At 57.1% G+C, this 13,655-nt stretch carries 16 protein-coding genes; 6 read left to right on the forward strand and 10 right to left on the reverse strand.

The window, feature by feature from the left end:
• Nucleotides 1–130: 130 nt before the first annotated feature.
• The 3 genes from ACR0I0_RS17990 (at nucleotide 131) to ACR0I0_RS18000 (ending at nucleotide 2,772) form a co-directional block, all read left to right on the forward strand.
• Nucleotides 131–418, forward strand: a complete 288-nt coding sequence (locus ACR0I0_RS17990) for a hypothetical protein (protein WP_171637803.1) — start codon at nucleotides 131–133, stop codon at nucleotides 416–418.
• Nucleotides 390–1,091, forward strand: a complete 702-nt coding sequence (locus ACR0I0_RS17995) for a winged helix-turn-helix domain-containing protein (RefSeq protein ID WP_171637805.1) — start codon at nucleotides 390–392, stop codon at nucleotides 1,089–1,091. The genes ACR0I0_RS17990 and ACR0I0_RS17995 overlap by 29 nt, the downstream gene beginning before the upstream one ends.
• A 106-nt stretch (nucleotides 1,092–1,197) precedes the next feature.
• Nucleotides 1,198–2,772, forward strand: coding sequence for a DUF427 domain-containing protein (locus ACR0I0_RS18000; RefSeq protein WP_480492447.1), 1,575 nt, complete (start codon nucleotides 1,198–1,200; stop codon nucleotides 2,770–2,772).
• Between the two features lie 101 nt (nucleotides 2,773–2,873).
• Here the strand turns inward: ACR0I0_RS18000 and ACR0I0_RS18005 are convergent, their stop codons facing one another.
• The 6 genes from ACR0I0_RS18005 to ACR0I0_RS18030 form a co-directional block, all read right to left on the reverse strand.
• On the reverse strand, nucleotides 2,874–3,668 hold the full coding sequence (locus ACR0I0_RS18005) for a DUF1217 domain-containing protein (protein WP_480492448.1): 795 nt from the start codon (nucleotides 3,666–3,668) through the stop codon (nucleotides 2,874–2,876).
• A complete protein-coding gene (gene flbT, locus ACR0I0_RS18010) occupies nucleotides 3,665–4,066 on the reverse strand; it encodes a flagellar biosynthesis repressor FlbT (protein ID WP_171637811.1) in 402 nt (133 codons plus the stop codon). The genes ACR0I0_RS18005 and flbT overlap by 4 nt, the downstream gene beginning before the upstream one ends.
• Complete coding sequence (flaF, locus tag ACR0I0_RS18015; RefSeq protein ID WP_171637813.1) at nucleotides 4,066–4,440, reverse strand: flagellar biosynthesis regulator FlaF; 375 nt, start codon at nucleotides 4,438–4,440, stop codon at nucleotides 4,066–4,068. The genes flbT and flaF overlap by 1 nt, the downstream gene beginning before the upstream one ends.
• 77 nt (nucleotides 4,441–4,517) lie before the next feature.
• The gene (locus tag ACR0I0_RS18020; protein WP_480486462.1) at nucleotides 4,518–5,729 is read right to left on the reverse strand and encodes a flagellin N-terminal helical domain-containing protein; all 1,212 of its coding nucleotides are present in this window, start codon (nucleotides 5,727–5,729) and stop codon (nucleotides 4,518–4,520) included.
• A 208-nt stretch (nucleotides 5,730–5,937) separates the two neighbouring features.
• Entirely contained in the window at nucleotides 5,938–6,297 is a 360-nt protein-coding gene (locus ACR0I0_RS18025; protein ID WP_152459294.1) for a flagellar biosynthesis protein FlgN, read from the reverse strand.
• The gene (locus tag ACR0I0_RS18030; protein WP_480492449.1) at nucleotides 6,287–6,562 is read right to left on the reverse strand and encodes a rod-binding protein; all 276 of its coding nucleotides are present in this window, start codon (nucleotides 6,560–6,562) and stop codon (nucleotides 6,287–6,289) included. Before ACR0I0_RS18030 ends, ACR0I0_RS18025 begins: the two co-directional genes overlap by 11 nt.
• Nucleotides 6,563–6,672: 110 nt before the next feature.
• Here ACR0I0_RS18030 and ACR0I0_RS18035 point away from each other — a divergent pair, with 110 nt between their 5' ends.
• From ACR0I0_RS18035 to ACR0I0_RS18045, 3 genes are read left to right on the forward strand one after another with little or no spacing between them, the layout of a single operon-like run.
• Nucleotides 6,673–7,896 (forward strand): flagellar hook-length control protein FliK, encoded by a 1,224-nt coding sequence (locus ACR0I0_RS18035; RefSeq protein ID WP_480492450.1) that lies wholly within the window; start codon nucleotides 6,673–6,675, stop codon nucleotides 7,894–7,896.
• A gap of 3 nt (nucleotides 7,897–7,899) precedes the next feature.
• Complete coding sequence (locus ACR0I0_RS18040; protein ID WP_480492451.1) at nucleotides 7,900–8,562, forward strand: flagellar hook capping FlgD N-terminal domain-containing protein; 663 nt, start codon at nucleotides 7,900–7,902, stop codon at nucleotides 8,560–8,562.
• Between the two features lie 53 nt (nucleotides 8,563–8,615).
• Nucleotides 8,616–9,482 carry an aminoglycoside phosphotransferase family protein gene (locus tag ACR0I0_RS18045; RefSeq protein ID WP_209835432.1) on the forward strand — a complete coding sequence of 289 codons (867 nt, stop codon included), beginning with the start codon at nucleotides 8,616–8,618 and terminating at the stop codon, nucleotides 9,480–9,482.
• A gap of 9 nt (nucleotides 9,483–9,491) precedes the next feature.
• Here the strand turns inward: ACR0I0_RS18045 and ACR0I0_RS18050 are convergent, their stop codons facing one another.
• The 4 genes from ACR0I0_RS18050 to ACR0I0_RS18065 are packed head-to-tail and all read right to left on the reverse strand — an operon-like array spanning nucleotide 9,492 to nucleotide 13,622.
• Complete coding sequence (locus ACR0I0_RS18050; protein WP_480492452.1) at nucleotides 9,492–10,793, reverse strand: NAD(P)/FAD-dependent oxidoreductase; 1,302 nt, start codon at nucleotides 10,791–10,793, stop codon at nucleotides 9,492–9,494.
• Nucleotides 10,790–11,608 (reverse strand): ABC transporter permease, encoded by an 819-nt coding sequence (locus tag ACR0I0_RS18055; RefSeq protein ID WP_152459300.1) that lies wholly within the window; start codon nucleotides 11,606–11,608, stop codon nucleotides 10,790–10,792. Before ACR0I0_RS18055 ends, ACR0I0_RS18050 begins: the two co-directional genes overlap by 4 nt.
• Nucleotides 11,605–12,495, reverse strand: coding sequence for an ABC transporter permease subunit (locus tag ACR0I0_RS18060; protein WP_171637827.1), 891 nt, complete (start codon nucleotides 12,493–12,495; stop codon nucleotides 11,605–11,607). Before ACR0I0_RS18060 ends, ACR0I0_RS18055 begins: the two co-directional genes overlap by 4 nt.
• On the reverse strand, nucleotides 12,495–13,622 hold the full coding sequence (locus ACR0I0_RS18065) for an ABC transporter ATP-binding protein (RefSeq protein ID WP_480492453.1): 1,128 nt from the start codon (nucleotides 13,620–13,622) through the stop codon (nucleotides 12,495–12,497). The genes ACR0I0_RS18060 and ACR0I0_RS18065 overlap by 1 nt, the downstream gene beginning before the upstream one ends.
• Nucleotides 13,623–13,655 lie beyond the last annotated feature (33 nt).

A 13,655-nucleotide genomic window follows, 5' to 3' on the forward strand; every position in this document is an offset into this window, starting at 1 on the left:
TCCTGATTGCCCTGACACTGGGGGCGACCGGCCCAGACAAGCAATAACGGCCCGGTGTTATCGGATATCAGAACCCGCATACCCCTTGGGTTATTGAATATCGCGGCGACTCGTGCGCAGGATGCGGCCTATGAAACAGATCCTCTCTTCTCTGACCTTTGCGGTCCTGATATCGCTTGGCTCTGCTGCGTCTGCGGCGGATTGCTATGCGGATTACAAGGCCAAGAAAGACAACCCGCTGCGTTTGCATTATGGGGTTATCCAGGTCTCGAACTGCGACAAGGGCCAGGCCCAAGCAGAAATCGCCCAGCGCCTGAGCGCGTCAGGCTGGACCTTGCTTGAAGTGCAGTCCGTTTTCGGGCCGGAAGGGTTGGATCAGAGGAAAGGCAATGCCGGACAATTCTATCTCCGTTTCTGACGCACGCCGGTCGGGGGTCCGTCTGGTTGTGCTGGGCGTCGCAGCCATTATCGCCATTCTGATCACCGCTGCCGTTTTCCTGTTCTGGACCCTGCCGGACGCGAACGCATTCAACGCGCGGGTCGAGCGATTGTTCATCGAGACCGATCTGACTTCACAGACCGAGATTCGCCTGCTTGAAATTCTGGCCCAGTCCGGCACCGCCTTCGCCGACACCCTGTCCAGCTATCGGATGGTGATCTATGTGCTTCTGGTTTTTGCCTGTGCCATGATGGCCTCGGCATTGGTCTTTCTGGTTATGCTGGTACTGCTGAACCGACGCATGGCGCAGATCGAACGCACCGGCATTCAGGTGACTTCGTTGCTGATCAGCCGCGAGGAAAACACCGTCTACCTCAACAACATGGATTTCAAACTCACGCCTGCCGCCATGGAAACCTTGTCGGTTCTGGCTGAATCGCGACTGGATGATGAGGTTTTGTCCGGCGCCCAGATCGAGGCGATGATTTCCGGCCGTAATGAAGCCGATTGCGACGAAGCCGCAGGCGCGACGCGGATCAAACGGTTGCGGGATGCGCTTGGCAATCAGATGGTCAGTGAACTTCTGGTCAAAAACATCGCCAAAAAAGGGTACATGCTGTCCATCGAAAAAGACGTCATACAAATGGTCTGAACCTTGCTGCATGACCGTATGCGTTGGCACTTTTCCCTTCTGCGCCTCTTGGAATGTGGGATGCAAAGCCCCATTCTAGAAAAAACCCAGGCAAGGGAGGTCGCATATGAACGTCCACGCCGCACCAAAAATCAATGGGTATGGAATATCGGTTGAATCGCTGAATGGCACAATTGCCATTTATCGCAATGATGTGCTTTTGGCTGAAAGCACAGATGCCAAGGTGATGTATGAAACGCGCCTGCCGCCCACGATCTATGTTCCCCGCGCGGATGTCTGTGTTGATTTGAGCGAAGAGACAGACCTGCAAACATTCTGCCCGTTCAAAGGCACTGCCACGTATCACGACATCAATCTGGGGTCCGAAAACCTGGCCAATTCTGTCTGGGCCTATGAGGAAGCCCTGCCCGAAAGCGCGGCCATTCAAGGCTGTATCGGCTTTGTGCCCGGCGCCTATACGAAGATCGATCTGGGCGACAACCGCCTTCGCGAACCTGAAGACGGCAACATCAGCGGGCCCCTGATTGATTGGTTGATGCGTGGTGCTTCGACCGCGGCAACGCCCGAAAGCTTTACCGAAGCGCTGGCCGAAAAGATGCTGGAGCATGGCATCGCAATACAAAGGCTGAGCATTCTGGCCTGGTCCCTTCACCCCCTGATCGCGGGAAAGCACTATATCTGGGAAAAAGATGAAGAAGAGATTCTGACCCGGGCTCCGACATACGAAATCTATGATCACCCAGCTTTCATCAACAGCCCCTTGCGGCATGTCTCGAACGGCCTGGGTGGCGTGCGGCAAAGGTTGAATGATGAAAACCCGCATAACAGCTTCCCGATCATGGAGGACCTGCGGGCCAAGGGCGCAACAGATTACGTGGCCATGCCCTTGCCGTTTTCCGACGGGCGCACCAATGTTCTGACGCTGACCTGCGATCACCCGGACGGGTTTACCACCGAAAATCTGGGCCTTGTCTTTGAATGTTCCTCGGTAATCGCCCGTTTCTACGAAGTGTTCATGCAGCGCGAAAACGCGCAGGTCCTGCTGGAAACCTATGTCGGCAAACGCACCGGCGCGCGCGTATTGGGCGGCGAAATCAGGCGGGGTGACGGGGATGAGATCGACGCCGCCATCATGTTCTGCGACCTCCGTAATTCAACGAGCCTGGAAGAGAAGCTGGGCCGGGGCGAGTATATCAATCTGCTGAACGAGTTCTTTGAAACGGTCTCGGGCATTGTTCATGACAACAACGGAGAAGTCCTGAAGTTCATTGGCGACGCTGTGCTTGCCGTCTTCCCGGCAACGGACGAGGATGCCAGTACGGCCCGCACCAATGCCCAGCGCTCGGCGATCAAAATCGTCGAAACTTTGGGAGAGCTGCGAAAAGTAGGTACGGACAGGCATTGCGACTGTTCGATCGGCGTCGCGTATGGGCGTGTCACCTACGGCAATGTGGGATCTCGCGAACGGCTTGATTTCACAGTTATCGGTCAGGCCGCAAACATCGCCGCACGTTTGGGCGAGTTCGGCAAGTCGCAAGGGCACCGCATTGTCGTTTCAGAAGACATCGAACCGGCCTGTTCCAATGCTGTACCGCTGGGAGACGTCAATCTGCACAATGTGTCCCGTCCCGTCAGATCATACGCTTTACGAACCGCAGCCGATGAGATTCTGAACGGTTGAGGCCTGTCGTTTGCAGTTCTGAAGAAACCCGCATTGCCTTGATCAACGTGACGCCCTTGCGATCATGCTTCACCGATCACTTCGATCCGGAGGCGTTCTGCTCAAACGGCTTCCAACAAGATCAATGCGGTCTGCGCCGGCGAGATCGTGTTCTGAAGTTGCGCAATCTGACTTCTGGCCAAATAGGTGTCGGTCAGTTTCTCAACAGACTTTGGGTTCGAAAACTGTGCCAGGTCATCCGAGCCGGTCAGTTTGAGCAACCTGGCCTTGAACTCGACCAGTTGTTTGTCAATGTCCAGCTGCGCAAAGGATGACGGCAGTCCAAGTGCCGTTTCCATCATGCTGCGCAAAGGGGGCAACCCCATAAGATCAAACCACTTTGTGTCTGCGCTTGAGGTCCTGTTGGCAAGATCCGAAAGCTCTCGTTGTGCATAGAGCGAAATTCGCATCGTTTCATCCGACTCGCCAACGGCGATTTCAAACCTGGCCGTCAAATTGGCCTGGGCGATTTGCTCCATGTCGGACGTCCGCGCGGTTTTTCGGACAGCTCCGGGACCAAACCCAAAGGCGTCAGAAAATGCCCGGTATCGCTTGTCGGCCAAACGATTGGACAACGCGTCATCCGCCTGTGTCCCATCCTCGAGGATTTTGCGTATGAAAAACCGGTTGTCCAAATCTCCTTCCAAACCGAACGCACCCAAAGCGACCTGCAACAACCTGCGATCCGAAACCAGCTCTTCAGCGGATTGGATTTTCCCGATGTTGTCCAGAAAATACTTTGTCTCTCTTTCATTTGCAGCTGACGACGAAAAACTCTGGAACTGACTTTCATAGGTACGTTGCAGGAACCGCCAGCCCACGATTCCGCCGCTTGGGATGACGGGTTGGAATGTCATTGCTGGTAAGCCATCAGCCGCTCTTCGCGCGGCAGAAGCGAGCGAAGCGATTTGAGGCACTTGTAATAATGCTCTGCAACCAGGGCATCCGTGGCTTCGGCCAAGACCCGACGGCTATCTGCATCCGTAAAAACCTGGCTCAGCTCTTCCACGCGGCGCAACAGTTGCTGACGTGCTTGGCAAGGTTCGATGTCCCCTGACAATACAAGCTGCGCGGCATAACAGACGCGGCGCACCGGCGTATTCACCTCATCCGGATGAATCGCGTCCCGCAATCGAAGTACATTTGCCTGGGGCGTCATAATCGAAAACCGGCCGCGGCGATCGCCGTTCTCAATTACGACCCCGTTGATCAGAACCCTTTCTTTCGGGGCAAGCTTTAGGACCAGACCGCTCATCAAGTTGCCCTCATTTGGCGCAACCCGCGCAGTACGGCCGTGTTGATTTCCACCAACGGCTCAACGGTTGCGCCGTCTCCCAGAACGCGGCTGCTGTGTTGTTCGGTGAATTCGGCAAGGTAGAAGATCCTGGCTCTCAGGTCGTTGGGCAGGGCATTCTCGGAATCGGCAACGCCGGTTGCGAGCACCCCCCATAGCCGCCGGTTTTCGTGCACGGCCTGAACAAAACCCGAAAAATCCGTTGCCTTTTGTGCTGTTGCTGCCTTCAGGCGCCGTGTGATCCTTGAAATCGCTTCGTATTCTGTGTCTCGAGGCGTCCGAGTCGGCGCGGTGGTTTGCGCATAAGTTTGATGGGCTAGGGTTTGCGGTGTCACTTGAAATCCTTCCAAAGGGCCGTCATCAGGCAGTCATTGATGGGGCGCGAAGAACGCGCCCCAACCGATTTCGCGAATTAGCGGAACAGCGACAGAATCGACTGCGGTGCCTGATTGGCGATCGAAAGCGACTGTGTTGCCAACTGTTGCTGAACCTGAAGCGCCTGTAGCCGCGCCGAAGTCTCTTCCATGTCCGCGTCGACCAGAGACCCGATACCTGACTTGAACGAGTCGGACAGGTTCGAGATGAACTCTTTCTGAGTTTCGATCCGGCCTTGGGAGGAACCGAAAGCAGCTGATGCATCGATCGAAGTATCGATCAGCGATTCAACGGCGGCCAGGGCAGCGGTCGCACCCGCACCGGTCGATACATCAATGCCGGCCAGCGCGGCAAGACCACCTGCGCCGGCGTTCACGAATTGAGCCGAGAATGAAATGTCAGAGCCCGTACCGTTGGTGATGGACAGGGTTCCTGCTGTACCCGAGTCATAGTCGACGGTCAGACCGGTAATCCCAAGCTCTTCAATCTTCGATTTCAATCCAACGGCAACCAGATCACCGGTTGTTGTCGCGGCGGCGTCTTCGGCAGACACGGTATAGGACACGACCTGATCGTTGATCGCGACGACAACCTTGTCGCCGGCGGCAAATGCACCGCTGGATTCGTCGGTGACCAGCGCGGTCGCAGCAGTCGCGCCGTTGTCGATGGTTGCGCCGACGCGATCGTTGCCTGCCGATGCGCCGGTCGAACCGTCAAAAACCTGCTTGGTGACATAACCGCCGGTTGACAGGTTCTGCCCTGCAACGGTGATCGACGATGCGGTCACGGCCCCGGTATTGTCACGATCCAACGACGCCAGAACCGAAGCGGAACCAGCAGAGCCGTCAACCAGGTTCAGGCCATTGAACTGCGCTGCGCTGACAACGGACGCAATCTGATCTTTCAGAGCAGTCACATCATCATTGATTTTGCCTCGATCAACGTTGTCTTCCTGCGCGGCGACGATCTTGCCTTTCATCTGGGTCAGCAGATCAGTGACGGTTTCTGCGGCATTCCGGGCAACGGCGACGGTCGATTCGCCAAGCGCGAGGCTGTCCTTGATGGCGTTGAAACCTTTGACGTCCGACTCCATCACTTTGGAAATCGCCCATACTGCCGAGTTGTCCTTGGCCGTTGCGACATCCTTGCCGGTCGAGATCGCGTTCTGGGTCATCGCCAGGTTTTTGTTGACCGACTTGAGAGTTTGCAGCGCAACCATCGCGCCATTGTTTGTCAGAATGCTGGACATAGCTTTCATCCTTTTCGTTCGGGCCATTTTGCCCATGTTCACCCCGCACTATTTGCGGGCATTGGTGTCTTTCTGACCTGTGCGACGCGCCGCGTGGCCGTTCGCGCCACCTGTTGATCTCAGGTGCAACACCACTTTTGAACTCGATCCCCTAACGGAGTGCTAAAGCGCCCGGCCCAGAAATTTCGGATTTGAATCAAAATTCTGCCTATGCCCGCTTTTCCAGCTTTGCCGTGCTGCGCACCGCGAATTCACTTCGCTGTCCGTCTGCACCATAGGTGCTGAATTCCTGCCGAACGCGCCGCAATTCAGCCATTCGGCTGGCGACCGCCCGGATGCCTTCAGCCGCGCTGTTCAGCAGCGCCTGATTGCGCTCGGCTTTCTGTTGGACGCGAATCAGTGCCTCACTTTCCAGCACCTGAAGATCATTGATTGCCCCGATCAGCTTTTCTTTTTCAGGCACCATGCTGGACAAACGGTCCAGATCCCCCTGCACAAGTGCTGCACGTTCCAAATCCAGGACTTCTTCCAAAGACTTGATCAACGCTTTATCGGCCTTAGAAGTCATCGGTTTTCTCCATCAGTGACTTGAACAGAATTTCGGAAAGGCCCACGCCACCGGACCGGGCAAGTTGCTGCGCCTGATGTTGAACAAGCATCGAAGAAAACTGATCCTCACCGGCGCCACCGCCAAAGGACTGACGGGTCTTTCCCAACCCGGCAGATTTCAGCATTTCGGCCAGAAACGCGGCCTCCAGCTCTATGGCGGCGTTTTTCAGCCGGGTCTGGGGTGACTGTAATTGAGATACGTGAGGAAGGGTGGAAACCTTCATGGCATTCTCCGAATTTGCTTCGAACTTTCTCGATCAAAGGTGAAAGCGGTTAAAATAAACGTAACTTCCTACAGGCAGTGTTCCGACCAGTCACACGGAGCCGGAGCAAAATGCCCAACCCCCTAACGCTGGCGAACGCAACGCCGACCACAACCGAGAAAGCCGTCACATCTCGTAAGGCTCCGGGCCAAAACACTGGCTCGGAGAGCTTTCAGGATATCCTCGGGCAAGAGGTTGGTGCCACCGGCCGCCCTGAAGGCGAAAACGCTGCCATCAATGCCGAGCTGAAAATTGTCGAATCAGAGCCCGAACCTGTGCCGGAGACAACGGCCGAGGCATCTGAAACGACCCATCCCACCCCGATTTCAGAACACATCGGCGAACAGCAACCCCCTTCTGCATTCCTGGAAACCCCGGACCTGGACGAGGTAAAGGTGGTGCCGGTTCAGTTGGCGGAGGTAAATCAAGCACCCTCGGAAACACTGAAACAACCACCGGTATCAGTACCAAAATGTTTGCCCACACAAAGCGACACGCCTTCCCCGGTTCCGGCGCTCTCGCAGAAGGCGCTGGGTCCGACGTCCCAACCTGTGCAAGTGACAGCCATGACCGAAATCGGCCAGATGTTTGATCAGCTTGCAAAGCCCACAGGCACGGTCGAACAAACGGGGGCCGTCCCCTTTCCGCTGGACCCTGAAAAGAAGCCGTTGCCCGAAGTGAACATTCCGACGCCCAAACCGTCAGCGCCTGACCGGGCGCCCTCGGTGGCGCAGCTTCAGCTGATGGCAACTGCCGTTGAAGCCGAACCCGTGGCACCCGTTATCGAAGCTGAGGCCCTGCCGGCCGCCAGAGAGGAACCTTTGCCGCTGACCTCGCGTGAGTCCGCGCCTCAAATTACGGTTCCGTCCACTGCTGCCCGAACGGAAATCGCCCGGTCGATTGCTGGTCAGCTGTCAGCAGCTGTCCAGACTCGTATCGGATCAGGAGCAACGGAAATAGCGCTGAATCCGGAAGAGCTTGGGCGTGTGTCGATTGTTCTGAACGGTCGGGAGGACGGCCTGCAAATCACCATTGCGACCGAGCGCCCGGAAACCCTCGAATTAATGCGGCGTCATTTGTCCGTTCTGACAGAAGAGTTTCAGAAGCTGGGTTATGGGGATCTGAGCTTTGACCTGGGAACCTCTTGGGGTTCTAGCGCACATCAAAAGGATGCAAACGACGCTGACACACAATCCCCTTCACATTCTGAAGCTGCGCCGCATGAACCGATCGATCACACAACTTCCCAAACACAGTATCTGGCCTCGGGCCAAGGCATCGACATGAGGTTTTGACCAATGATTACGCCTGTCAACACCGCGCAGCCCTTTGCGGATCAACAAAAGGCCGGGGCATCTCAGAAATCCGCGATTACGTCCGACTTTGAGACTTTCTTGCTGATGCTAACGGCGCAGGCAAAGAATCAGGATCCGCTGGAGCCGATGGATTCGACCGAATATGCGTCTCAGTTGGCGCAGTTCTCGATGGTCGAGCAACAAGTCCAGACCAATGACCTCTTGTCCAACCTGGCCAACGCATTGGGCGGCACAAAACTGAACGAGCTTGCAAGCTGGGTGGGCATGGACGTCCGTTCGACATCAGCCTTTCACTTTGCCGGCCAGCCCGTGACATTGTTTGCCCAGGCCGCCCCTGATGCGGACGCGACGAAATTGGTGATCCGCGACAGTGACGGCACGGTGATCGATAATGTCACCGTGCCCACGACAACTGAGGAGTTTGTTTGGGCCGGAGTGGATTCCTCAGGCAATCCATTGGCATCAGGCAACTACACCGCAACTCTGGAAAGCTACAAGGGCGACAAGTTGCTCTCCGAAAAACCTGTCGCCGCCTACAATCGCGTCGTCGAAGCACAGGTTGGCGACGATGCTGTTTTACTGACCTTGCAGGGCGGTCAGGTGGTTCCCGCAACTCAGGTCACCGCAGTCCGAACTGGTGCTTGATCTGTCGGGCGGGACGGGCCAAACCTTGGCAAATCGACTCGCCATAAGAAGTGATGGAACCTCTGCCCGACCTGCCTGCCCCCCCTCGTGATCTGGTTGACCATCTCCACGCGCAAGGATTGGTCAACGCGCATCCCCGGTTCGAGACCTTGTACGGCGGGCGCACCAACAGGGTGTGGAAGGTCAAGGGCCGCGACAGTGACAAAGTCCTGAAACTCTACAGCACAGCGTTGCGCAATCCTTTGTTTCGCAATGATGCAGAGTTGGAGGCCCAATGTCTGAAGGCGCTTGGCACCACGGGCTTCGTGCCAAGGCTGCGGGCCACAGGGCAATACAAAGAAGCCCGTTGGGTGTTTTACGACCACGCCCCCGGAGCCCCCTGGCGGCAGGATTCAGCCCAGGTTGGCGCCTTGCTGCGCAAGCTTCATACCCTGCCCATTGCCGTCCAGGCGCCAGCCGGATGCAATGGCAGCGCAGACTTGCGCGCTCATGGAAAAAGAATTCTGCAAGGCTGCACGTCAAACGGGCGCGACGAACTCGCTGATTTGCAACCTTCAAATTCGGTCGCACCCACGCAACAGACGTGCCTGATCCATGGCGACCCCGTGGCAGGCAATATCCTGGTGGCGACCGGTGGTCTGACCTTGATCGACTGGCAATGCCCGGCCCAGGGCGATCCCTGCGAAGACCTTGCGCTGTTTTTGTCGCCTGCTATGCAGCAGCTTTACCGAGGCTCACCGCTGTCGAAGAAAGAGGAAGACCAGTTTCTTTCGGCCTACGGCAGGCCCGAAATCGTCGCGCGCTATGAACAGCTCAGGCCATGGTATGCGTGGCGCATGGCGACGTATTGCCTCTGGCGCGCTGAAAATGGTGCGCCCGATTACGCGACAGGTTTGAACTTGGAAACCGCAATTCTGTAACGCCCCGCCTCATCGCAGGTCGGCCAGTGCCAGCATGGCGTAGGCTGGCGGCATGAGCACACGGCGCCAGCGACCCAAAGGAAACCGACCCGGTGTTTGCGTCATCACGACCGGCAGCCTGGAGTCCTGCCCCAGAACCAACCGCGCCAATGCTCGACCGCAATACGTGCCCATGGCGACGCCGTTGCCGTGATATGCAAAACCGGCGAACATCCCCGGTTGATCCGGAACGGGGCCGACAAAAGGTGTCAGGGCCCGCGACAGGCACACCAAACCGGACCAGATATGAGTGACCTCGACCGTCGACCAAGCAGGAAACATATGTTTGAAATCCTGCTGAACCTTTCGCCGAATGGCTGCTTCAGCCTCGGCCGATGACCGCAGGCCGCCCCTCATACCAAACAGAAAACGCCCGTCCGGCATCAGGCGGAAATAGTGCAACAGATTGCGCGTATCATAGCACATCTGATCCGATGTCCATCCCTGTGCCATCTGCTCGGTTTGGCCAAGGGGTCGCGTTACCATGACGGTCGACTGGGCAGGCATGTATCGTCCGCACATCCAGGCCGGGATATCCTCGCTGGAGTAGCCGTTGGTACACACCAACACCGCCTGCGCTTTGACTGGCCCGCTCTGCGTTTGCAACACAAAGCCGGACGCCGTTTTTTCAACGCTCAGAACTGGGGAATTCCGGAACAGATGCGCGCCCATTGCTTCGGCGGCTCGGGCAATCCCGAACAGGTATTTGCGGGGATTCAACCCGAAACCAACCGGCGAAGTGTATCCACCATGAAACGCGCCACCCATGCCCTTCGCGGGCAGGTCTCTGGCTTCGTGCAGGGTTCCCGCCTCGTCGGCATTGCGGCGCAGCATGTCCATCGCCCGCCTGGAATGCGCCAGCTGGGTTTCCCCGCTGGAGTGGGTATCCGCATCGATCTGATGCTGTGCCAACAGATCAGCGACCAGTCGGACCGCTTCCTGTTCCGCTGCCGCATAGTCCAAAGCAGCATCGCGGCCAAATCGGCGCTGCATGGATGCGTGGCCAAGTTTTGAGCCGCCAAGACAGCAAAACCCGCCATTTCGGCCCGAGGCACCCCACCCCGGTGCGCCGGCTTCGAAAACCGCAACCGAAGCATCTTCAGCCAAATGCAGAGCAGCCGAAACGCCTGTAAATCCACCGCCAATAATGGCCACATCCACATGCATGTCGCCCTGGAAGTTCGGCCAATCCGGGCTGGCAACAGTTTCGTCCCACCAACAGCCGTCGCGAGGTTCGCTGCCATAGGCGTAGTCTGGAAAAATCCGCTTCATTCGGTGCGCGCTGCGGCCATTTCGTCCTGCTGCTGACGTACCATCGCGCGTTTGGTCACAAGCGAGGCCGTGATTACCCCGACCGTCACCACAGCGATCATGATCGTCGACAACGCGTTGATTTCCGGGCTGACACCAAGGCGCACGGCCGAGAATATCTTGATCGGCAATGTCGTCGCCGACGGCCCCGAAGTGAAGGATGCAATCACCAGATCATCAAGTGACAAGGTGAAGGCCAGCAACCAGCCCGAGATTACCGCAGGTGCGATGATCGGCAGGGTAACAAGACGGAAGGCTTGCGCGGGCGAACACCCAAGGTCCAGCGCAGCCTCTTCCAGCGACCGGTCAAAGGTGATGAGGCGCGAGGATACGACAACGGAAACGAAACACATCGAAAAGGTCGTATGCGCCAGAACGATGGTCAGAATACCCCGATCCAGGCCGATGCCAATAAACAGCAAAAGCAGCGACAGGCCGGTGATCACTTCGGGCATGACCAGCGGTGCATAGATCATGCCGGAAAACAGTGTCCGGCCAAAGAAACGCCCGCTGCGGACCAGTACATAAGCGGCGGCCGTTCCAAGAATTGTCGCCAGCGTCGACGAAAAGACCGCGACCCGGATCGTGACCCAGGCGGCATCAAGGAACGCTTCGTTCCGCAGCAGCTCTCCGTACCATTTCGTCGAAAACCCGGCCCAGACCGTGACCAGCTTGCTTTCGTTGAAGCTGAAGACGATCAGGATGATCATCGGGATGTACAGAAACGCAAAACCCAGCGTCAGCGAAACCGTGTTGAACCAGCTCAATCTGTTCATCCCTCGGCCTCCGCCTGTTTCTGCTGGTTGCGCTGGAACAGCACGATGGGAATGACAAGGATCAGCAGCAGCACGATGGCCACCGCACTTGCCACCGGCCAGTCACGGTTCGAAAAGAACTCTTCCCACAGAACCTTGCCGATCATCAGCGTACCGGAACCACCCAGAAGGGATGGGATCACGAATTCACCGATCACAGGGATCATCACCAGGAAACACCCTGCAATGATACCGGGTTTGGATAGCGGGATGGTCACCAACCAGAAGGCCTGCAAACGGGAACACCCCAGATCCTCGGCCGCTTCGATCAATGATCCGTCCAACCGTTCCAACGCAGAATAGATCGGCAGGATCATGAAAGGCAGGTAGGTGTAGACAATGCCGATATAGACGGCAGTTGACGTGTTCAGGATCGTCAGCGGCGTCGAGATGATACCGGTCCACAGCAAGATCTGGTTGAGGTACCCTTCGTTCGACAGAATGCCCATCCAAGCGTAAACCCGGATCAGGAACGAAGTCCAGAAGGGCAGGATGACCAGCATCATCAGTGTCGGTCGCCATTCCTGAGGCGCGCGGGCCATGCCGTAGGCAATGGGATAGCCCACCAGCAGTGTCAGGAAGGTCGAAATCAAAGCGATCTTGACGCTGGACAGGTAGGCTTTCCAATACAGGTCGTCCTCGGTCAGCCAGACATAATTCTCCAGATCAAGCTGGCTGAAAAACTCCTTTATCCCCGCCCAACCGGCAGACAGGTCCAAAGTCGGAGCATAAGGGGGTATGGCAAGCGCGGTATCCGACAGCGAAATCTTCAGAACGATGAAGAACGGCACCAGAAACAGTGCCAACAGCCAGACGTAAGGAATGGCGATCAGAACGGCGCGGCGCATCAGTTGGCCAACAGAACCGCAGCCGTGGCTGTCCAGGACAGCCAGACCGGGTCTTCCCAGGTGAAAGAACGGCGCGAGATGCGGCGGGTGTTGGCCGTCTGCGCCTTGATGATTGTGCCGTTTGCCAATTCAACGTGATAGGTGGACAGATTGCCCAGATAGGCAATGTCGTGAACCTTGCCCTGCACGGCGTTGACCGCATCGACGGGCCGTTCGGCAGAGATTGTCACTTTCTCGGGGCGGATCGCCAGATGGCAGGGCTGGCCGTCTGAGAAACCGGCAGGCGAAGATGCCGTGAACGGGGCCTGACCTTCGGCCCAATCGATCTGATAGGCGTCCTCTCCGGATGGAGTCGCGCGGCCTTCAATTATGTTCACATCTCCGATGAAGTCAGCGACATAAACAGATTCAGGGTTTTCATAGATGCGATCCGGGGTGGCCACTTGCTTTAACTGGCCTTGATCCATCACCGCGACGCGGGTGGCGACTGTCATCGCCTCTTCCTGATCATGAGTGACGATGACAAAGGTGGTGCCGGTCTTTTCCTGGATATCCATCAATTCGAACTGGGTATCCTGACGCAGCTTCTTGTCCAACGCGCCCAGCGGTTCATCCAGCAGCAGAAGCTTGGGCGCTTTGGCCAACGAGCGCGCCAGCGCGACGCGCTGCCTCTGACCGCCCGAGATCTGATGCGGTTTGCGACGGGCGAACTGTTCCAGCCGGGTCAGGCGCAGCATCTCTTCGACCCGATCTTTCAGATCGTGCTTGGGCATGTTGTCTCGGCGCAGACCGAAAGCGATGTTTTCCCAGACACTCAGATGCGGGAACAGGGCATAGGACTGGAACATCATGTTCACGGCCCGTTTGTTCGGCGGGATGGGGTCAATATCCTGCCCGCCCAGCAGGATATGGCCTTCGGTCGGGGTCTCGAACCCGGCCAGCATCCGCATCATCGTTGTTTTGCCGCACCCAGAAGGGCCTAGCAGGGCAAAAAACTCACGTTCGAAAATATCCAGAGACAGGTTGTCGATCGCCGTGAACTCGCCAAAGCGCTTGGTCACGTTCTGGAACTGGATCAAGGGTTTCGCCTGTGGGTCATTCCACGGCGCAAAAACGTCAGAACTCAAAGCAGCCCCCGCATGGTCAGTTTGGACAATAGT

The sequence above is a fragment of the Ruegeria sp. AG6 genome, assembly GCF_056541565.1.

Coding starts and splice junctions, on each gene's coding strand:
- ACR0I0_RS18050 (WP_480492452.1), bottom strand. CDS start 10,793: ATGAAGCGGATTTTTCCAGACTACGCCTATGGCAGCGAACCTCGCGAC.
- ACR0I0_RS17990 (WP_171637803.1), top strand. CDS start 131: ATGAAACAGATCCTCTCTTCTCTGACCTTTGCGGTCCTGATATCGCTT.
- ACR0I0_RS18035 (WP_480492450.1), top strand. CDS start 6,673: ATGCCCAACCCCCTAACGCTGGCGAACGCAACGCCGACCACAACCGAG.
- ACR0I0_RS18055 (WP_152459300.1), bottom strand. CDS start 11,608: ATGAACAGATTGAGCTGGTTCAACACGGTTTCGCTGACGCTGGGTTTT.
- ACR0I0_RS18000 (WP_480492447.1), top strand. CDS start 1,198: ATGAACGTCCACGCCGCACCAAAAATCAATGGGTATGGAATATCGGTT.
- ACR0I0_RS17995 (WP_171637805.1), top strand. CDS start 390: ATGCCGGACAATTCTATCTCCGTTTCTGACGCACGCCGGTCGGGGGTC.
- ACR0I0_RS18025 (WP_152459294.1), bottom strand. CDS start 6,297: ATGACTTCTAAGGCCGATAAAGCGTTGATCAAGTCTTTGGAAGAAGTC.
- ACR0I0_RS18005 (WP_480492448.1), bottom strand. CDS start 3,668: ATGACATTCCAACCCGTCATCCCAAGCGGCGGAATCGTGGGCTGGCGG.
- ACR0I0_RS18020 (WP_480486462.1), bottom strand. CDS start 5,729: ATGTCCAGCATTCTGACAAACAATGGCGCGATGGTTGCGCTGCAAACT.
- ACR0I0_RS18030 (WP_480492449.1), bottom strand. CDS start 6,562: ATGAAGGTTTCCACCCTTCCTCACGTATCTCAATTACAGTCACCCCAG.
- ACR0I0_RS18040 (WP_480492451.1), top strand. CDS start 7,900: ATGATTACGCCTGTCAACACCGCGCAGCCCTTTGCGGATCAACAAAAG.
- ACR0I0_RS18060 (WP_171637827.1), bottom strand. CDS start 12,495: ATGCGCCGCGCCGTTCTGATCGCCATTCCTTACGTCTGGCTGTTGGCA.
- flbT (WP_171637811.1), bottom strand. CDS start 4,066: ATGAGCGGTCTGGTCCTAAAGCTTGCCCCGAAAGAAAGGGTTCTGATC.
- ACR0I0_RS18045 (WP_209835432.1), top strand. CDS start 8,616: ATGGAACCTCTGCCCGACCTGCCTGCCCCCCCTCGTGATCTGGTTGAC.